General features: G+C 67.3%; 20 protein-coding genes and 1 pseudogene. 9 read left to right on the top strand and 12 right to left on the bottom strand.

All coding sequences use genetic code 11. The features are described 5' to 3' along the window. Window position 1: 1 nt before the first annotated feature. The 4 genes from VG556_RS17375 (at window position 2) to VG556_RS17360 (ending at window position 2655) form a co-directional block, all read left to right on the top strand. Complete coding sequence (locus VG556_RS17375; protein WP_032956588.1) at window positions 2-634, top strand: 2-hydroxychromene-2-carboxylate isomerase; 633 nt, start codon at window positions 2-4, stop codon at window positions 632-634. Between the two features lie 95 nt (window positions 635-729). Continuing rightward, window positions 730-1671: a DegV family protein gene (locus tag VG556_RS17370; RefSeq protein WP_032956590.1), complete on the top strand. Its 942-nt coding sequence runs from the start codon at window positions 730-732 to the stop codon at window positions 1669-1671. A 77-nt stretch (window positions 1672-1748) separates the two neighbouring features. Beyond that, window positions 1749-2087, top strand: coding sequence for a hypothetical protein (locus VG556_RS17365; RefSeq protein WP_005410998.1), 339 nt, complete (start codon window positions 1749-1751; stop codon window positions 2085-2087). A 94-nt stretch (window positions 2088-2181) separates the two neighbouring features. Then, on the top strand, window positions 2182-2655 hold the full coding sequence (locus VG556_RS17360; protein WP_238381488.1) for a DUF3916 domain-containing protein: 474 nt from the start codon (window positions 2182-2184) through the stop codon (window positions 2653-2655). 144 nt (window positions 2656-2799) lie between these two features. Here VG556_RS17360 and VG556_RS17355 read toward each other — a convergent pair whose 3' ends face one another. The 4 genes from VG556_RS17355 to VG556_RS17340 form a co-directional block, all read right to left on the bottom strand. Beyond that, window positions 2800-4212: an efflux transporter outer membrane subunit gene (locus VG556_RS17355; protein ID WP_100450592.1), complete on the bottom strand. Its 1413-nt coding sequence runs from the start codon at window positions 4210-4212 to the stop codon at window positions 2800-2802. Continuing rightward, complete coding sequence (locus VG556_RS17350) at window positions 4209-5291, bottom strand: HlyD family secretion protein (protein WP_100450593.1); 1083 nt, start codon at window positions 5289-5291, stop codon at window positions 4209-4211. Before VG556_RS17350 ends, VG556_RS17355 begins: the two co-directional genes overlap by 4 nt. A 20-nt stretch (window positions 5292-5311) precedes the next feature. Then, a complete protein-coding gene (locus VG556_RS17345) occupies window positions 5312-6841 on the bottom strand; it encodes an MFS transporter (RefSeq protein ID WP_100450594.1) in 1530 nt (509 codons plus the stop codon). A gap of 153 nt (window positions 6842-6994) precedes the next feature. Next, window positions 6995-7912 carry a LysR family transcriptional regulator gene (locus VG556_RS17340; protein ID WP_014648381.1) on the bottom strand — a complete coding sequence of 306 codons (918 nt, stop codon included), beginning with the start codon at window positions 7910-7912 and terminating at the stop codon, window positions 6995-6997. 141 nt (window positions 7913-8053) lie between these two features. Here VG556_RS17340 and VG556_RS17335 point away from each other — a divergent pair, with 141 nt between their 5' ends. After that, entirely contained in the window at window positions 8054-8500 is a 447-nt protein-coding gene (locus VG556_RS17335; RefSeq protein WP_100450595.1) for a universal stress protein, read from the top strand. A gap of 5 nt (window positions 8501-8505) precedes the next feature. Continuing rightward, window positions 8506-8976 carry a hypothetical protein gene (locus tag VG556_RS17330; RefSeq protein ID WP_100450596.1) on the top strand — a complete coding sequence of 157 codons (471 nt, stop codon included), beginning with the start codon at window positions 8506-8508 and terminating at the stop codon, window positions 8974-8976. Between the two features lie 39 nt (window positions 8977-9015). Here the strand turns inward: VG556_RS17330 and VG556_RS17325 are convergent, their stop codons facing one another. The 5 genes from VG556_RS17325 to frmR form a co-directional block, all read right to left on the bottom strand. Then, window positions 9016-10461 carry a GGDEF domain-containing protein gene (locus VG556_RS17325; protein WP_049408786.1) on the bottom strand — a complete coding sequence of 482 codons (1446 nt, stop codon included), beginning with the start codon at window positions 10459-10461 and terminating at the stop codon, window positions 9016-9018. Window positions 10462-10620: 159 nt separating this feature from the next. Further along, window positions 10621-11451, bottom strand: coding sequence for an S-formylglutathione hydrolase (fghA, locus tag VG556_RS17320; RefSeq protein WP_100450597.1), 831 nt, complete (start codon window positions 11449-11451; stop codon window positions 10621-10623). A 63-nt stretch (window positions 11452-11514) separates the two neighbouring features. Then, window positions 11515-11871 (bottom strand): YqcC family protein, encoded by a 357-nt coding sequence (locus tag VG556_RS17315; protein ID WP_049408784.1) that lies wholly within the window; start codon window positions 11869-11871, stop codon window positions 11515-11517. Window positions 11872-11879: 8 nt separating this feature from the next. Beyond that, window positions 11880-12989 (bottom strand): S-(hydroxymethyl)glutathione dehydrogenase/class III alcohol dehydrogenase, encoded by a 1110-nt coding sequence (locus VG556_RS17310; RefSeq protein ID WP_032960685.1) that lies wholly within the window; start codon window positions 12987-12989, stop codon window positions 11880-11882. A gap of 58 nt (window positions 12990-13047) precedes the next feature. Continuing rightward, the gene (gene frmR / locus VG556_RS17305) at window positions 13048-13323 is read right to left on the bottom strand and encodes a formaldehyde-responsive transcriptional repressor FrmR (protein WP_005411009.1); all 276 of its coding nucleotides are present in this window, start codon (window positions 13321-13323) and stop codon (window positions 13048-13050) included. A gap of 153 nt (window positions 13324-13476) precedes the next feature. Between frmR and VG556_RS17300 the strand changes: the two genes are divergently transcribed. Beyond that, complete coding sequence (locus VG556_RS17300; protein WP_234413084.1) at window positions 13477-13929, top strand: Imm70 family immunity protein; 453 nt, start codon at window positions 13477-13479, stop codon at window positions 13927-13929. A gap of 10 nt (window positions 13930-13939) precedes the next feature. On the opposite strand, the gene VG556_RS17295 is transcribed toward VG556_RS17300, so the two are convergent. Next, window positions 13940-14845, bottom strand: a complete 906-nt coding sequence (locus VG556_RS17295; RefSeq protein WP_100450598.1) for a LysR family transcriptional regulator — start codon at window positions 14843-14845, stop codon at window positions 13940-13942. 129 nt (window positions 14846-14974) lie between these two features. Between VG556_RS17295 and VG556_RS17290 the strand changes: the two genes are divergently transcribed. After that, complete coding sequence (locus tag VG556_RS17290) at window positions 14975-16078, top strand: alkene reductase (protein WP_049408792.1); 1104 nt, start codon at window positions 14975-14977, stop codon at window positions 16076-16078. A 112-nt stretch (window positions 16079-16190) separates the two neighbouring features. Here VG556_RS17290 and VG556_RS17285 read toward each other — a convergent pair whose 3' ends face one another. Beyond that, window positions 16191-16868, bottom strand: a complete 678-nt coding sequence (locus tag VG556_RS17285) for an SMI1/KNR4 family protein (RefSeq protein ID WP_100450599.1) — start codon at window positions 16866-16868, stop codon at window positions 16191-16193. Between the two features lie 114 nt (window positions 16869-16982). On the opposite strand from VG556_RS17285, the gene VG556_RS17280 reads away from it, so the two are divergent. Beyond that, window positions 16983-17399: a VOC family protein gene (locus tag VG556_RS17280; RefSeq protein ID WP_014648391.1), complete on the top strand. Its 417-nt coding sequence runs from the start codon at window positions 16983-16985 to the stop codon at window positions 17397-17399. A gap of 12 nt (window positions 17400-17411) precedes the next feature. On the opposite strand, the pseudogene VG556_RS17275 reads toward VG556_RS17280, so the two are convergent. Next, a pseudogene (locus VG556_RS17275) lies at window positions 17412-17527 on the bottom strand (hydrolase); the annotation flags it as partial.

Genomic DNA, 17527 nt, shown 5'->3' with positions numbered 1-17527 from the left:
CATGGCCACCCTGCGCTGGTATTTCGACTTCGTTTCGCCGTACTCCTACCTGCATTGGCAGAAGCTGAAGCAGCTGCCCGAGTTCCCGCGGATCCAGCCGGTGCCGATCGCCTTTGGTGCCGTGCTGCATCACCTGGGCAACCTCGGGCCGGCCGAGATTCCGGCCAAGCGCCGCTTCATCTACCGCCAGCTGCTGTGGACCGCGCAGGCCGAAGGCACACCGCTGCGGTTCCCGCCGGGCCACCCGTTCAATCCGCTGTCTGCCCTGCGCCTGTGCCTGGCCGCGGGTGGCAGCGCACAGGCGGTGGACGTGCTGTTCGACTGGATCTGGCGCGACGGCAATGCCGCCGACAGCGCCGAGGCCCTGCGCGAACCAGCCGCGCGGCTGGGGATCGAGGATGTCGCCAGCGCCATCGCGACTCCCGCGGTCAAGGAGCAGCTGCGGAGGAACACCGAGGCCGCCATTGCAACCGGCGTGTTCGGCGTGCCGACCCTGGCCATCGATGGCGAACTGTTCTGGGGCAACGACGCCCACCCACTGATGGCGGCGGTGCTGGCCGACCCGGATCTGCTGCGGCAGCCCGAATGGCAGCGCCTGGCCGAGCTTCCGGTGGCCGTGCAGCGCAGTCGCTGAACAGGGCGTGCCGCGTTTCCCTCGCGCGCCACGCCAGAATTTGAGATAGATTTCACATTTCCGAACCTACAACCGCCCTGGAGGGGGAGCCGCGGATGCGCATCGGAATCGTCGTCGACTCGGCCTGCGACCTGCCGCAGGACTTCATTGCCGAGCACAACATCGTGCTGCTGCCGATCACCGTACGGATCGGCGAAGCCGTGCTGGCCGATCATCGCGATGAGCAGGCCACCCTGAGCTTCCTGCACGCGCATGTGGCCGAACATGGCGCTGAAGCGGAAACCATCCCCTTCAGCGTCAACCAGATCCGCGACCTGTTCCTGCAGCAGCTGGTGATCGATTACGACCACGTGTTCTGCATGACCATCACCAAGACCCGCAGCCCGATCCACGACAACGCGCTGCAGGCCAGCTTCGCCATCCTCAACGATTACAAGCCGGTGCGGCAGGCAGCGGGCTACAACTCGCCGTTCGCGCTGCGCGTACTTGATACCCAGAACCTGTTCGCCGCGCAGGCCGTGACCGCGGTGGAGGCTGTCCGCCTGCGTGACAGTGGCGCCAGCGTGCAGCAGATCCGCGAACGGCTGGAAGAACTGGCGGGCAACGTGCACGGCTACATGATCACCCGCGACCTGTACTACATGCGCGCACGCGCGCGGCACAAGGGCGACCGCAGTGTCGGCCTGCTCAGCGCGGCACTGGGCAGTGCACTGGACATCAAGCCGGTGCTGCACGGCTACCGTGGCGAGACCGGGCCGGTGGCCAAGATCAAGGGCTTCGACAGCGCCGTGCAGAAGCTGTTCGCGGTGGTCGGCCAGCGCGTGCGTGCCGGGCTGATGACGCCGACGGTGTGCGTCAGCTACGGCGGCGAACTGGACGAGCTGCGCAGCCTGCCCGGCTATGCACAGATGAAAGAGGTCTGCGCCGGCCATGGCGTGACCGTGTACGAATCGGTGATGAGCCTGACCGGCATGGTCAACGTCGGCAAGGGCGCGGTCACCGTGGGATTTGCCGATGGGCCGCATCGGTTCGAATGAGCGCTGGCCACGGCCGGAATCTGCACATCGATTCCACCCCGACTGTGCCAGCCTTGCCGCACTTCAAGGAGAACTCCATGCCTGCGCAGTACCACATCAGCCTGCCCGATCCGTCCAAGGCCCGCGGCAACGACCCTGACCTGTCCTTCCATTCCCAGGGCGCCGCCGGTTTCGCCGAAGAGCTGCAGGATGCCCTGCGCAGCGGCACGCTGTTCGAACGCTGGAAGGCCAAGCAGCCCGACCCGGATGCGGTGGAACCGCAGTGGGGCGTGACCGACCCGGAGGCCACCGTGACCGGCGAGCAGAAGGACCTGCGCATCAACCTGGTCGCCACCACCCGCATCGACAGTGACGTGTTCAAGCAGCGCCTGCGCCTGCTGGCCGGCAGCCACTGGGAACTGCGCGACGTGCGTTGAGGCACCCGCCCGCCGGGCATGGCCCGGCGCTACCGTCCCCGTGTCGTGATCGACCCGGTGCCGATGACCATGCTCTGGTAGACGCCAACCTTGGTTGGCGCTTGCACAAACGGCTGCCAACCAAGGTTGGCCACTACTGACGCGCCGCCGGACATGGCCCGGCGCTTCCGAGGGCTGCTCCGGTAGATGCCAACCCTGGCCGGCCACCACCCTGAGAATCCAGCGTGCCTGCGCCCAATCGCTCATCAGCGCCTGCGCAAATCTGATCCAGTCGCGGCCCGCTTCACAAGCTACTGTGCGGGTAACCTGCTGCATCGCCCAGCCAGGGATGTTCTCCAGCGAGATTTGCCTTTACCTGGACGAAGCGTACTTCCAGGGCCACGTCGCCTCGACAGCGGATGGCCAGGTCACCGCCATCACCTCGCGCAGTCTTTCCGCCGAATGGCAGCTCGTCCTACCCCAAGGCGTTGAGGAGCGAGGTGTGCAGGTCAGCATTCCTCCCACCGACCACGACGACGGTCTGGAACAGGAATACTGGTTTTACGGCGAGGTAGCGGACCGGCGTTGATGCGTCCACCGGGTCCACAGCACGTGGCCCGGCGCACGACGGGCTCTGGTAGACGCCACCCTTGGTTGGCGCTCCAAAAAAACTGCCAACCAAGGTTGGCAACTACCGACGAACCGCCGGGCATGGCCCGGCGTTTCCCTATCGCTACCAGCCACCACCCAGCGCGCGGTACAGCTCCACCCGCGCGATCGCGGCGGCGGCCTGGCTGTTGGCCAGCGCGGCCTGGTTGTCCAGCGCGATGCGCTGGGTGGTCAGCACGTCCAGCATGTCGACCACGCCGGCCTGGTACTGCCGGCGCGCCGCCCCCAGTGCCGTCTCGCTCTCATCCACCGCCACGTGCAGCTGCACCGTGCGCTGCTGCTCGGCACTGTAGCCATCCATGGCGTCGTCCACCTCATGCCAGGCCTGCAACACGGTACGGCGGAACTGCAGGGCCGACTGTTGCTGCTGCAGCCTGCTCAGCGCGAGGTTCGCCTTCAGCCGCCCGCCCTGGAAGATCGGCAGGCTGATCGACGGCCCGATGCTGAAACGGTGCGCGTTCCAGCCATCCAGGTCATCCAGCTGCTTGGCCTGGAAGCCTGCGTCACCATTCAAGGTGATGCGCGGCAGGAAACTGGCCTCGGCCACGCCGATGCCGGCCGTTGCCGCATGCAGTGCCGCCTCGGCACGACGGATGTCCGGGCGACGCTCGGCCAGTTCACTCGGCAGACCCACCGCCACCGCTGGCAACGCCGGCCAGTCACGGCGTACATCCTGCAGCTGCGCGTCCAGTGCCTGCGGCGGCTGTGCCAGCAGGAACGCCAGCGCATTGCGCAGCTGCGATTCGCGATGCCGCAGCGGCGCAATGCGCGCCTGCAGCGAAGCCACCTGCGCGGCCGCGCTGGACACCTGCAGCGTGCTGGCCACGCCCTGCTTCTGGCGCGCCTCGGTCAGCCGTTTGATGTCATGCGCGATGCTGAGGTTGTCCTCGGTGATCGCCAGCAGCTGCCGCGTCGCACGCAGCTGCAGGTAATCACGCGCGGTTTCCGCCAGCAGCGCGATGCGCACGGCGTGTGCATCCTCTTCGGCCATCTGCACGCGTGCGTCGGCCGCTTCCACCTGGCGCCGCACGCGGCCCCACAGGTCCAGTTCCCAGCCCAGGCCGATACCGGCCTGGAACAGCCCGTAGTCATCACGGCCGCCGTTGCCGGACGGATCATTCAGGCCCACCTCGCTGTTGCGTGCACGCACGCCACTGGCGCTCGCGCTGACGCTGGGCAGGCGATCGGCGGCGGTGATGCCGCGCGTGGTGCGGCTCTGCTGCACGCGGTTGGCGGCCAGCTGCAGGTCCAGGTTGGCCGCCAGCACCTGGTGGGCCAGCTGCCCCAGCAGCGGATCGTCGAAGCCGGCCCACCAGGCGGCGTCCTGATCGATGGCGTTGCCGGCGACAGCCCCACCCCGCCAGTGGCCGGGCAGTTCCGCCTGCGGGCGTACGAAGTCCGGACCCATCGCGCAGGCAGCCAGGGCCGTGCACAGGGTGGCCGCAACGAAGGTGCGGAACACGGTGATGGCGCTCATGCGCCCTCCCCGCGCTTGTGGCCCGGTCCGTGCTGCACGCTCTGCGCACGCGCGCGGCTGCCCAGGTCAACGCTGGCTTCCACCGACATGCCGGCACGCAGCTGGTCCAGCAGCGGCTGGCCCGGCTCCAGCACGATCTTCACCGGAATGCGCTGCACCACCTTGGTGAAGTTGCCGGTGGCGTTCTCTGGTGCGACTGCAGCAAAGGTGACGCCGGTGGCTGGTGCAATGCTGTCGATGTGCCCGCGCAGCGGCGTGCCCGGGAATACGTCCACCTTCAGTTCGACCTGCTGCCCGGCGTGCATGCGGGTCATCTGCGTTTCCTGGAAGTTGGCGACCACGAAGGCGCGCTTCAGCGGGACCACCGCAGCCACCGGCGTACCCGGGGTCAGGTAGGCACCGACGCGCACTGCGCGGCGACCGACCATGCCATCGATCGGCGCGCGCAGCACGGTGTGCGACAGATCCAGTTCGGCGCGTGCCTGTGCCGCTTCTGCACGCTGCACCGCCGCCTGTGCAGCCTGCACGCCCGCGCTGAGGATGTCGGTGCGCTGGCGTGCGGTCGACAGTGCGGCCTGGCCCTGCTGCAGATGCGCACTGGCCACGGCCTGCTTCGACTGCGCCTGCTGCGCGTTCTGCACGGTACCGGCGCCATCACGGGCCAGTTCGCGGTAACGCTGCTGGTCGGCACTGGCCAGGGTCAGTTCGGAACGGCTGACATCGACGCTGGCCCTGGCCTGCGCGATCAGCGAGTCCTGCTGGGCCAGTGCGGCCTGCGCATTGGCCAGCTGTGCACGGGCATTGGCAAGGTCGGCACGCGCAGCCTGCAATGCCACCTGGTAGTCGCGGTCGTCGATGCGGGCAAGCACGTCGCCGGCCTTCACCGACTGGTTGTCCTCTACCTCCACGGCACTGACGAAGCCGGCAATCTTCGGCGCTACCAGGGTGTAGTCGGCCACCACGTACGCATTGTTGGTGGTCTGGTGACCGCCATCGCGCAGCAGCAGCCACGCGCCGATGGCCAGGGCCAGCACGCCCAGGCCCAGGCCGGTGTTGAGAGGGGTTCGATTGATCGTCATGAGGGGTTCCTGCGAAAGGTTCAGGCCACGGCGCGTGGCGGATGGATGCGGGTGGGCATCCAGGCAATGAGGGGAATGAAGGCCAGCGCCACCAGTGCGACCACCCAGTACAGGTCGGCAGAAGTCAGCGCCTGTACCTGTGCATGCAGGCGCGCGCCCAGCTGCGGGCCATCGGCCAGCCACGGTTGCTCGCCAAGGCGGTCGACCAGCACGGTGGAATGGAAATGACGGCGGCCTTGGGCGATGGCATCCAGTACGCCACCGGCGAGCACCGCAGCGAAGCCCTTGACCGTGTTGAACCAGGCCGAGGCAAACGGGCCATCCTGTGGCGCCAGGCCGCCGGTGGCCAGCATCAGCAGCGGCAGCACCGCCATCGGCTGGGCAAACACCTGCAGCAGCTGCACCCACAGGAAGTTGTCGCGGATCCAGGCCACGTCCAGGTGCGAGCCCAGCCAGCAGGCCAGTGCCAGCATCGCCAGGCCGGTGGCCTGCACCCAGCGGCAGTCCACCGCGCGGATGTTCAACAGGGCCGCCACCAGCGGCAGCGCGATCACCTGTGGCAGTGCCACCCACAGCAGCATCGGTGCGGTCTGCAGCGGCCGGTAGCCCTGCACGCTGGCCAGGAAGCCGGACGGGATCGAGATCACCGCCAGCAGCACGAACAGCACGCCCCCCAGCGTGACCAGCGAGTAGCTGAGATTGCGATTGGCCAACAACTGCAGCTTGAAGAACGGCAGCGGGTGGAACCATTCGTTGATCATGAACAGCACCATCAGGCCGGCACCGCCACCGATCATCAGCGTGATCATCGGCGAATCTAACCAGTTCAGCCGCGGGCCCTGCACCAGGCCCAGCACCAGCAGCACCAGCGCCGGCAGGCCGAGCAGCAGCCCAACGCCATCGAACTGGGCGAAGCGTTCCAGCCGCAGCGGGTCCTGTGGCAGGCCCCAGCCGACCATCGCCATGGCGGCCAGGCAGTACGGCACGATCTGCCAGAACGCCCAGTGCCAGCCCACCTGCTCGACCCAGAACGCGGCCAGCGGCGTGCCCATGCTCGGGCCGAACGTCGCCGTCAACGCGTAGCCGGCCAGGCCGTACAGCTTGATGCCAGGCGGCAGGAAGCGCAGCGCCACGCTCATCAGCAACGGCGGCAGTGCACCGCCGCACAGGCCCTGCAATGCACGCAGCAGCAGGAACACCTGCAGGTTCGGGGCGAGCGGGCACAGCACGCCCAGCACCATGAAGCCACCGATCATCGCCAATGCGAAGCGGCGCAGCGAGAAGGTGGCGGCACACCACGGCGCGAAGGCCATCGCGCTGACCGACATCGCGCTGTAGAGGGCGACGATCCAGCTGCCGTCGTCGACGCTGAAACCCATCGCGCCACGGATGTCGGCCAGCGCGACCTTGGTGATGTTCTCGTTGAAGCCGGACACCAGCACCGCCAGCAGCACGCCACACAGGCCGACCAGAATGCGGCGATCGAGCCCGGGGGCGGCGGCAGGACGGGGCGCTGCGGCGGCCGGGACAGCGGCGGCCGGCGCACTCATCGCCAGGCACCGATCCGTGCAGTGCACGGCATGTTGAGGGTCATTGGAATGCGCTCAGTGAAACTCCGGGGAGCGCAGTCTAGGGAGCCGGTACCCAGTGAAAAATGGCGTCGCCGGCATCCCAGGCGTGCGTCCAGCGCACGCCTGCGGGTCTCAGCGGTGGGCGTCCTCGACGCGCTCGCACATGGTCTTGATCGAACGGCGAAGCCACTGGTGCGCGGCATCGTTGTCCAGCCGCGGATGCCAGGCCTGCACGATGGCCGCGGTACGCACCGGGATCGGCAGCGGGAACAGGCGCAGCGGCAGGCGCATGCTGACGATCCGCTCCAGCATCACGCTTGGCATCTGCGGCAGGATCAGGTCTGATTCGGCCGCCGCGAAGATCGCACCGTGGAAGGTCGGGCTGATCAGCGCCACGCGGCGCTGCAGGCCGAGCGTGGCCAGGTCATCATCGATCGGCCCACGCGGCAGGCCACGGCGCGACACCGCGATGTGGTCGCACGCGGCAAAGCGCTCTGCACTGATCTCCTCGTCGAACAGTGGATGGTCCTCGCGCGCGGCGCCCATGAACGAGGTACTGAACAGGTTCTGCACCTTGGTATCGGGCGCATGCTTGCCGGCGGTGCTGATGTACAGGTCGATCCGGCCCTGCGCCATCGCATCATCGTCGGTATCGCCCTCGGGTACGAAGCGCAGCACCGCGCGCGGTGCCTGCTGGCGGAAGATCTCGCGCAGGCGACCGCCAAATCCACCGATGAAGACATCATTGGCGCGCACGCTGAAGGTTCGCTCGAGCACGCGCATGTCCACTTCACGACCGGCGTTGAAGACGCGGTGGGCCTGCTCGATCACATCGCGGACCTGCTCGCGCAGCTGCAGCGCGCGGGGCGTGGGCGCCAGACCGCGGCCGGCACGCACCAGCACCGGGTCACCCAGCGCAGTGCGGATCCGGCCCAGGGTGCGGCTCATCGCCGGCGCGCTCAGGTTCATGCGGCGCGCGGCGGCGGCCACGCTGCATTCGTCAATCAGCACGTCCAGTGCCAGCAACAGGTTCAGGTCCGGCAGGGGCATGACAGTCTCCAGTAAATCAGATGACTCTACGGCACTTGCAACCACCGTGGGTTGCGTTCGACGCATTCATTGACTGCCGCGCACGGCATGGGTGCGCGCGGTGACATCGGCGACCATCCCCGTCCTGCCAAGGAGACATCCATGTTCACTACCCTGCTGGTCGCCCTGGATGGTGGCCCCCAGCACGCACGCGTGCTGGACCTGGCCGCCGCCATCGCCGGCCCCCACAGCCGCCTGCACCTGCTGTGCGTGCTCGACCCCGAATTCGCGCTGGCGGCCGATGCCAGCGAAGCCGATCGCACCGAGTATCCGGAAGCCGCCCGCCAGCGCTCCCGCGCCGAGGCAGTATTGGCCGAAGCCCTGGCCGAACTGCGCGAGCGCGGCGTCGATGCCATCGCGCAGATCCCCTCCGGCGATCCCGGCGAAGTGATCAGCGAGCAGGCCCGGCGCCTGAAGTGCGACCTGATCGTCATCGGCCATCGCCACCTGTCCCGGCTGGAACGCCTGTTCGAACCCTCGATCGGGCAATGGACCATCGACCACGCGCCCTGTCCGGTGCTGGTGGAATCCCGCGACCCACAGCCCTAGCCACCATGGCCTCCCGTTCCCCCTTGTTTCCCACCCGGGTCAACTACCGCGCCTTCGGTCGACAGTTCGGCCGGGGCGAGCAGGCGCTGCTGGCAGCGATACGCCAGCTGCGTGACCCCGATCTCGTAGCCGATGGACTCGCACAGCTGAGCGGCCTCGGCCTTGATCCTGAAGGCTGCGACGCGTTCATCAACCTGCTGCCGCTGCTGGCCGCGCCGGCGGCACCGATCGACCTGTTGCCCGCCGGCTCCCCCTTCATTGCCGCCAGCGAACTGGACCTGCTGGTCTGCCTGCTGCGCATCGCACAATGGCGGCATGCGCGGCCCCGCGAAGACGACACGCTGGCACCGTTGCGCCGGCAACTGGCACGCTGTGCGATGGCCGTGCAGGCGGCAAACCTGCCGTTGCGGCAGCGCTCATTGTCACCGGTCGGGCTGAGGCTGCTCGATCCGACCGGCTGGTTGCGGCAGCGATAAGCCGTCGCGCCCCCCGTGTGATCGCATGCAGAGAGCTGCTCAGCAGTCCATCGTTCCGTGCGTGCTGCCCTCGTCATCCAGCACGTGCGCATGCAGGATCACCTGGTTGCGGCCAGCCCGCTTGGCGGCATACAGGCCGGCATCGGCGTCTGCCAGCAACTGATCGGCACTGGCCAGAGCCGGCGGATGCAGGTAACCCACGCCGATGCTGATACTGACCGATCCTTCCGGCAACGGCAGCGCTTCCACCGCCTGGCGCAGGCGCTCGGCCAGCGCCAGAACGCCCGACAGCGCGCTTCCGGGCACGATCACCGCAAATTCCTCGCCGCCATAACGTGCGACGCTGTCACCGGCGCGACCGGCGCTCGCCTTCAGTACCGCTGCCACGGCCTGCAGGCAGCGGTCGCCGGCGGGATGGCCGTGGCGGTCGTTGAAGGCCTTGAAATGATCGATATCCAACAGCAGCAGGCCCAGCTCGGTGCCACTGCGCCGTGCGCGATTCCACTCGGCCAGCAGCAGCGCGTCGAACTCGCGCCGGTTGGCCACGCCTGTCAGGCCATCCTGGCGCGCCAACTGGTCCAGCGAGGCCTGCCGTTCCATCAGGTCCACCTGCAGCAGGATGCTGCGCAGGCCGAACCCCAGCGTCGCCACCACGAAACCGCTCACGGCCAGGGGCCGGGCATGGTCGACCACCAGGGTGCCCACCACCAGCAGCAGCAGCGGCAGGATCATCGGGCCCGCCGCCTGCACCGTGCGCGCCATCCGCGGATGCGGCGTCAGGACCCGCGCCGGTGCCTGGCTGAGTGCGAGCAGCGCCAGCAGCAGGAACGGCAGATCGATCAGCAGATCCGCATAGGCACCGAACGCATCACCGGAGGTGTAGTGGTTGATGTAATACGCCACCAACAGGTAGGTCGCCGCATACATCGCCAGCGCGCGGAAAAAGGTACGCCGCTCGGGAACGTCGCCGGCCAGCCAGCGCACCACCGCGAACACGGCGATGCACAGGTTCTGGATATCGAACATGCGTTGCATGTTGGACAACGCGTGGTCGTCGATGTCAACGCGGGCGGCGAACGACTGCGCGTGCACGAAGAACAGCACGCCCAGCAGCGCCGCCATGGCCGCATCGATCAGGCTGATGCTGACCCGTTCCCGGCGCGCCCTGGCCAGGATGAACACCAGGGGCACACCGTAGAGCACGTAAAGGAACAGGCTTGCGCGCGGGGTGAAATCGGCACGCCCGGCGCCCAGGGCGTCGATCATGTTGAACGCCATGCCGCCGGCCCACAGCAGCAGCGCCAATGCCGTGGCGCGCCACCCCAGTGCCGCGCGGTCGCGGCGGGCCCGCCACAGGCAGGCGGCCGCCGCCAGCAACGGGGCACCGGTCAGGAAAACGAAGGAGCCTACCCCGGCCGGACCAGGCCACAAGGCCAGCACCAGGCCATGGCACAGCACATACAGCAGCGCCAGCACTACCGGCATGCATCCCCCGATCCGCAAGGCCGTCTACGCGCACGATAGCGCGGGGCGGCGCCACGAGGGTGTGATCCATCGCTGAAAAAGGGGACGGAGGGGATTAAGTCGTTTGCGGCACAGCGGCAAATGCGACTTAATCCCCTCCGTCCCCTTTTTCCCGGGGGCTCAGCCGTGCAGGGCGCGGGCGTGGTGGGCGATGTGCTCGCCGATGAAGCTGCCAATGACGTAGTAGCTGTGGTCGTAGCCGGGCTGCAGGCGCAGGGTCAGCGGATGGCCGGCAGCGGCGCAGGCCTCCTGCAGGCGCTGCGGCTGCAGCTGGGTCTGCAGGAACTCGTCCGCCTCGCCCTGGTCGATCAGCAACGGCAGGCGCTCGCTGGCCGCGGCAATCAATGCGCAGGCGTCCCATTGCGCCCAGTCGGCCGGGTTGTCGCCAAGGTAGGCGTGGAAGGCCTTCTGCCCCCACGGAACATGGCTGGGCGCGACGATCGGCGAGAACGCCGACACGCTGCGGTAGCGCCCCGGATTGCGCAGCGCGATCACCAGCGCACCGTGGCCGCCCATCGAGTGCCCGCTGATGGCGCGTGCGCCGGTCGCCGGGAACTCCGCTTCGATCAGCGCCGGCAACTCCTGCACTACATAGTCATGCATGCGGAAGTGCTTCGCCCACGGTGCACGGGTGGCGTTGAGGTAGAACCCTGCGCCCTTGCCCAGGTCGTAGCCTTCGGCATCGGCCACGTCATCACCGCGCGGGCTGGTATCAGGCGCGACAATGATCACGCCGTGTTCGGCCGCATAGCGCTGCGCGCCCGCCTTGGTGATGAAATTCTGCTCGGTGCAGGTCAGTCCGCTCAGCCAGTACAGCACCGGCAGCGTCTGCGTTTCCGCCTGCGGCGGCAGGTACACGGCGAACTGCATGTCGCAGCCCAGCGTGATCGAATGATGGCGGTAGACATCCTGCCAACCGCCAAAACAGGCGCGGTGTTCAATGCGTTCCATGGTGCTCTCCTGCGCGGCGCGTCAGCGCACGCGTGCTTCTGGTAGATGCCGACCTTGGTCGGCTTATCCACGCCCGGCGTGGACGCCTTGGTTGATCAGTTCATCCAGCTGTGCCAGCAGGCGCAGCAACGATTCGACGCCAGGCTGGCCGTCCAGGTTGCGATACGCCGCGACCGCCACGTCGCTGCGCGGTGGCCACAGGCCGTCGGCGCGGGCTTCGTGCAGGCGCGGCAGGAATACCTGTGCCAGCCAGTGCTCGAACGGCATTTCATCAATGCCGAAGGGCGAGTCCACCACGCGCGGTGGACCCACGCCGCCCTCGACCCAGCCCAGCGCGCGCAGCGCCTGCTCGATCGGGTCGACCAGGGCCGCGCGCGGATCCTTCGCACGCGGCCTGCGCAGGGCGTCGAACCAGCCCACGCCGCGGCTCAGTAGTGGACCACCGAACGGATCGACTTGCCTTCATGCATCAGGTCGAAGGCGTCGTTGATCTTGTCCAGGTCCATGGTGTGGGTGACGAACGGGGCCAGTTCGATATCGCCCTTCATCGCATCCTCGACCATGCCCGGCAGCTGGCTGCGGCCCTTCACGCCACCGAAGGCGGTGCCCATCCACTTGCGGCCGGTCACCAGCTGGAACGGACGGGTGGAGATCTCCTGGCCCGAACCGGCCACGCCGATCACCACGCTCTGGCCCCAGCCACGGTGCGCGCATTCCAGCGCCGCGCGCATCACGTTGACGTTGCCGATGCACTCGAAGCTGTGGTCCACGCCCCAGGTCGTCATCTCGACGATGACCTGCTGGATCGGCTTATCGAAATCCTTCGGGTTGATGCAGTCGGTGGCGCCGAATTCGCGCGCCAGTTCGAACTTGGACGGATTGGTGTCCACCGCGATGATGCGGCCGGCCTTGGCCTGGCGCGCGCCCTGGATCACCGCCAGGCCGATGCCGCCGAGGCCGAACACCGCCACGCTGTCGCCTTCCTGCACCTTGGCGGTGTTGTGCACCGCGCCGATGCCGGTGGTGACGCCGCAGCCGAGCAGGCAGACGTGTTCCGGGTTTGCTTCCGGATTGATCTTCGCCAGCGACACTTCGGCCACCACGGTGTACTCGCTGAAGGTCGAGCAACCCATGTAGTGGTACAGCGGCTCACCGTTGTAGCTGAAGCGGCTGGTGCCATCGGGCATCACGCCCTTGCCCTGGGTCGCGCGCACGGCCACGCACAGGTTGGTCTTGCCGCTCTTGCAGAACAGGCACTCGCCGCACTCGGCGGTGTACAGCGGAATCACGTGGTCGCCCGGCTTGACGCTGGTCACGCCCTCGCCCACTTCAACCACGATGCCGGCGCCTTCATGGCCCAGCACCACCGGGAACAGGCCTTCCGGATCATCGCCGGACAGCGTGAACGCATCGGTGTGGCAGACACCGGTGTGGGTGATCTTCACCAGCACTTCGCCCTTCTTCGGCGGGGCGACGTCGATCTCGACGATCTGCAGCGGCTGGCCGGGACCAAAGGCGACGGCGGCACGGGACTTCATGGTGGACTCTCCAGAGACAGGCAATGACAGGATGGGCGGCGCCATGTTGCGCCGTCGTTTATTTCAGGTATGAACGGATCAACGCGCTCATGTCGCGCACGCGTTCGGCGCGTTGTTCATCGGAGGCGGCGGGTTGCCCGAACTCCTCGCGCAGATGGGCCTCCATCACCTCGGACATCAGGCCGTTGACCGCGCCACGGATGGCGGCGATCTGCTGCAGCACCGGCCCGCAGTCGGCGCCAGCTTCCAGCGCGCGGTCCAGCGCATCGCACTGGCCACGGATGCGGCGCACGCGGGCCAGGACCTTCTTCTTCTCTTCGGGGGAGTGCGGCATGGCGGCGCCACCTCGGAACTATACTGGGGGATAGTATACACGGATGTTTTTAAGGTGACGGGAATGGCATCTCCGGGCTCCGCAACGGCGCCCTTGAATTCATCAAGATCAATCACTTACAGAAACCCAGCTTCTACCATCAACACATGAGGCATGCTCTGGGAACTGCAGAATCAGGAACAGGTAATGGGCGTTGGTATCCAGCTCGGGCGCATCACCGATGAGATCGGCAGCGGCGACTTTCTGTACGCGTTCTTCTCGACGATCACCGGCAATCTGGAACCGGATGGATGGGGAAGCCGATTCCCTATCCTCATGAGGCAACTGTACGCCGGCGGACTGCAGCAATCAGATGCTGCCGACGCGCTGGCCGAACTGCATAGGGTCCGCCGCGAGCTGGCCGAGCTTCCGCCAGCCCGTGTCATATGGTCGTTCGAGGATCGAACCCAGCGTCCACCGTGGGGAAACGATATCGCTGGCGACATCGACAGCCTGGCGACCTACTTCGTCACCTCACATGGGCGCGATCTGATCGCGCTTCTGGCTGAGGTGTTTGAAGCACTTCAGGAAGGCGAAGACACGTCCGCCCGGATCGTCGACTACTGACGCCCTACGCTCAGTCAAACAGGCCCTGACCCGCCAGCCGCGCCAGCTCATCCACCACATAGCGCACCTTCGGCCGCAGGTGCCGGGTCGGTGGCCACAGCGCATGGATGTCGATATGCCGCTGCATGTGCGCATCCAGCACCGAGCGCAGCGCGCCGGATTCCAGATGTCGGCGTACCAGTGAAATGGGCATCTGGCAGATGCCCAGTCCTGCGATGGCCGCATCGATCACTGCGTCACCATCGTTGAGCTGGTAGGCCGCGTTCGGGATGAACGTTCCCTCCGCGTCATCACTGCCAATCCGCCACGCCACCGGTTGCCCATGGCGGAAGCCGACGATGCTGCGATGCTGCGCCAGTTCCTCCACGGTCGCTGGCACGCCATGCGCCTGCAGGTACTCCGGCGATGCGCAGGTGACCAGGCGCTGGCGACCCAGCCGGCGCGCGACCAGGTGCTCGGCCTGGTGCAACCCGCCGAAGCGGATCAGCAGGTCGATGCCCTCTTCGACCGGATCGACGAAATGATCGGTGAAGGTCATCGTCAGTTGCAGGTCCGGGTACTGCCGGCACAGGCGCAGCAGCACGGGCAGCACCACCAGCCGCCCGAACGAGGACGGCATGTCGATGCGCAGCCGTCCGCTGGGCAGGCCGGCCGACCCCAGGCAGGCTTCGGCGGCGGAGATTTCTTCCAGCGCCGCCGCGCACGATGCGTAGTACGCCTCGCCGTCGGTGGTCAGCGCGATGCGCCGCGTGGTGCGGTGGAACAGGCGCACGCCCAGCCGCGCTTCCAGCCGGGCGATGGCCTTGCCCACTGCCGAGCGCGAGATGCCCAGCGCGTCGGCAGCCTCGGTGAAGCTGCCTGAGCGGGCCGTGGTAACGAAGGTCACCAGGCCATTCAACGATTCCAGCGGCAGCATCTATCACGCTCCATTGGGGACAAATAGTCCCGCGCCCAGGGAGATCGAAGCGCTTTATGCGTCCGCATGTCAACTCCATCCTGTGTGCATCGCGCCGCTGGCGCCTTCCCCCACACCGAGATGACCGACATGATCGCCGCCCTGTTCCGCCCCTTCGATCTGGCAGGCACCGCCCTGCGCAACCGCATCGCGATGGCCCCGATGACCCGCGCCCGCAACCCCGGTGCGGTCGCCAACGAACTCACCGCGCAGTACTACCGGCAGCGCGCCAGCGCCGGCCTGATCATCAGTGAAGGCACCCCGGTCTCGCCGCAGGGCCAGGGCTACATCGACGTCCCGGGTATCTGGTCGGCCGAGCAGGTGGCCGGGTGGAAGCTCGTCACCGAGGCGGTGCATGCCGCACAGGGCACGATCTTCGCCCAGCTCTGGCACGTCGGCCGCATGTCGCATTCCTCGCTGCAGCCCGACGGTGGGCAACCGGTCAGCGCCGGTACCCGCCCGGTGGCCAGCGCACCGAAGAACACCTCGTTCGTGTACCTGGACGATGGCAGCCGCGGCCACGCCGATCCCACCCCGGCACGTGCACTGGAGACCGCAGAGATCCCCGGCATCGTCGACGACTTCGTGCGCGGCGCAGAGAACGCCATCGCCGCCGGCTTCGACGGCATCGAACTGCATGCCGCCAACGGCTACCTGTTCGAACAGTTCCTCAACCCGGTCATCAACCAGCGCGAAGATCACTACGGCGGCTCGCTGCCCAACCGCGCGCGCTTGATCCTGGACACCGTCGATGCGATGGCCCAGCGCATCGGCGCGCAGCGCATCGGCGTGCGCCTGGCACCGAACAATCTCACCTTCGACATGCCGTTCTACCCCGACAACGAGGCCACCTATCTGTACCTGGCCGAGGAACTGGGCAAGCGCGGCCTGGCCTATGTGCATCTCAACGACAACCAGCAGGCGGGCCAGTCGGTGCTGGGCGAGGCCTTCCTGCAGCAGTTCAAGCAGGCCTACGGTGGCACCGTGATCCTGGCCGGCGGCATGACCCGCGAACGCGCCCTGCAGCTGGTCGAGGCCGGCACCATCGACCTTGCCGCGTTCGGCCAGCCGTTCATCGCCAACCCGGATCTGGTCGAACGCCTGCAGCGCAACATCGCGCTGGCCACGCCCGACCGCAGCACCTATTACGGGGGCGGCGAGGCGGGCTATCTCGATTACCCGGCCGCAGGCTGATCCCGCACGGGGCCCGCACGGGGTCGGATCCCCTTCCAACGGAAAGGGCTCTGACCCCTGTCCGGCGAACAAGGAGTCAGAGCCACGCTGCGCCCGGATCCGACCCCAGCCCTCAGGCGTCCTCGCGCACGTAGGCGAACGACTCGTCCAACCGCTCGAAGCCGATCACTTCAGCGACGATGGCCTGTGCCTCGTCTTCGCTGAAGTTGCCTTCTTCAATATCGTCAACGCGGGCGAACAGCCGCTGCAATGCCGCGTACTGGTCGCCGCGCAGGAAGGAATGGTGAGTCTGCAGCCAGCGCTGCAGATTCCCGGCCAGCTTGCCGTGCGACAGCAGTGTGTACGGCCGCTGGTAGTCGGCAACCGCTTCGACCATCTTGCGGAACACGAAATCCTGGTAGCTGGCGGCCAGCACGTCGGCACGGTCGTCGTCATGCCACACCATCACCACCGGCGGTTCGCTGAAACCGGGCGCGTTGCTCCAGAAGCAGTAACTGTCACCCGCACCGGTCCGCGCAAAGGGCAGCAACTGCAGGTCAGTGCGCAAGGGATTGTAATGATCCTCCGCGGTCAGCTCCTGCCACGCCTCGAGCAGTTCATCGTGTTCCAACGGCTCATAGTCCTGGGCGTACAGCAGCACCGGCGGTTCTGCCTGCAGCGCCGGGAATACCACCTCGGACCATTCCGGATGGGGAGCACCCCAGCTCAACCGACCCGCTGCATGCAACTGCTTGAACAGGGGCGGGAAGGTCTGGCCGGTGGCCTGTTCGATGCCGGATAGCGCGCTCATGGATGTCCTTGTCGATCGAGACCGCCCAGCTTGCCCGAATCCGCGCAGGAGATGAACCGGCAGCACCACGCGGCAGGACTAGACTGCGACCACCGGATGCCGCCCATCGCTGCCATGAACGCCACTGCCCACAGCTTCATCGTCAACATGGACGTGCCCGACCTGGCCGCCGCCGAAGACTTCTACATCCGGGCCTTCGGCCTGCGCATCGGCCGCCGTCTCGGCCCGGGCGCCGTGGAGCTGCTCGGTGGGCCAACGCCGCTCTACCTGCTGCACAACGACGCCGGCAGCGCCGCCACGGAAGACGGCGACGTGCGCGACTACGAGCGCCATTGGACGCCGCTGCACCTGGATTGGGTGGTGGATGACATTGAAGCCGCGCTGGCACGTGCAGTTGCGGCCGGGGCGACACTCGAGCAGTCCGTGCGCGAGCGTCGCTGGGGACGCATCGCCGTACTGGCTGATCCGTTCGGGCATGGCTTCTGCCTGATCCAGTTCAGTGGCGAAGGCTACGATGCGCTGGTTGAATGACCGGCGCGCCGTTCACCACGGCAACGGCACTGCTTCGCCGTTGGCGCGCTCGCCGTAGTACAGCGAAGGCAGCAGCCGCGACAGGAAACTGAACTCCGTATAGCAGTGCCTGAGCAGGCCCAGGCCGA

Source organism: Stenotrophomonas sp. CASM106, from assembly GCF_049384825.1.
Lineage (GTDB): Bacteria > Pseudomonadota > Gammaproteobacteria > Xanthomonadales > Xanthomonadaceae > Stenotrophomonas > Stenotrophomonas muris.
Note: the sequence above shows the minus strand (reverse complement) of the source record. Positions and strands in the feature narration are given on the sequence as shown.

Coding starts and splice junctions, on each gene's coding strand:
- VG556_RS17345 (WP_100450594.1), bottom strand. CDS start 6,841: ATGAGTGCGCCGGCCGCCGCTGTCCCGGCCGCCGCAGCGCCCCGTCCT.
- VG556_RS17330 (WP_100450596.1), top strand. CDS start 8,506: ATGGCCTCCCGTTCCCCCTTGTTTCCCACCCGGGTCAACTACCGCGCC.
- VG556_RS17365 (WP_005410998.1), top strand. CDS start 1,749: ATGCCTGCGCAGTACCACATCAGCCTGCCCGATCCGTCCAAGGCCCGC.
- VG556_RS17300 (WP_234413084.1), top strand. CDS start 13,477: ATGCTCTGGGAACTGCAGAATCAGGAACAGGTAATGGGCGTTGGTATC.
- VG556_RS17375 (WP_032956588.1), top strand. CDS start 2: ATGGCCACCCTGCGCTGGTATTTCGACTTCGTTTCGCCGTACTCCTAC.
- VG556_RS17310 (WP_032960685.1), bottom strand. CDS start 12,989: ATGAAGTCCCGTGCCGCCGTCGCCTTTGGTCCCGGCCAGCCGCTGCAG.
- VG556_RS17340 (WP_014648381.1), bottom strand. CDS start 7,912: ATGCCCCTGCCGGACCTGAACCTGTTGCTGGCACTGGACGTGCTGATT.
- VG556_RS17285 (WP_100450599.1), bottom strand. CDS start 16,868: ATGAGCGCGCTATCCGGCATCGAACAGGCCACCGGCCAGACCTTCCCG.
- fghA (WP_100450597.1), bottom strand. CDS start 11,451: ATGGAACGCATTGAACACCGCGCCTGTTTTGGCGGTTGGCAGGATGTC.
- VG556_RS17335 (WP_100450595.1), top strand. CDS start 8,054: ATGTTCACTACCCTGCTGGTCGCCCTGGATGGTGGCCCCCAGCACGCA.
- VG556_RS17350 (WP_100450593.1), bottom strand. CDS start 5,291: ATGACGATCAATCGAACCCCTCTCAACACCGGCCTGGGCCTGGGCGTG.
- frmR (WP_005411009.1), bottom strand. CDS start 13,323: ATGCCGCACTCCCCCGAAGAGAAGAAGAAGGTCCTGGCCCGCGTGCGC.
- VG556_RS17355 (WP_100450592.1), bottom strand. CDS start 4,212: ATGAGCGCCATCACCGTGTTCCGCACCTTCGTTGCGGCCACCCTGTGC.
- VG556_RS17295 (WP_100450598.1), bottom strand. CDS start 14,845: ATGCTGCCGCTGGAATCGTTGAATGGCCTGGTGACCTTCGTTACCACG.
- VG556_RS17370 (WP_032956590.1), top strand. CDS start 730: ATGCGCATCGGAATCGTCGTCGACTCGGCCTGCGACCTGCCGCAGGAC.
- VG556_RS17280 (WP_014648391.1), top strand. CDS start 16,983: ATGAACGCCACTGCCCACAGCTTCATCGTCAACATGGACGTGCCCGAC.
- VG556_RS17290 (WP_049408792.1), top strand. CDS start 14,975: ATGATCGCCGCCCTGTTCCGCCCCTTCGATCTGGCAGGCACCGCCCTG.
- VG556_RS17325 (WP_049408786.1), bottom strand. CDS start 10,461: ATGCCGGTAGTGCTGGCGCTGCTGTATGTGCTGTGCCATGGCCTGGTG.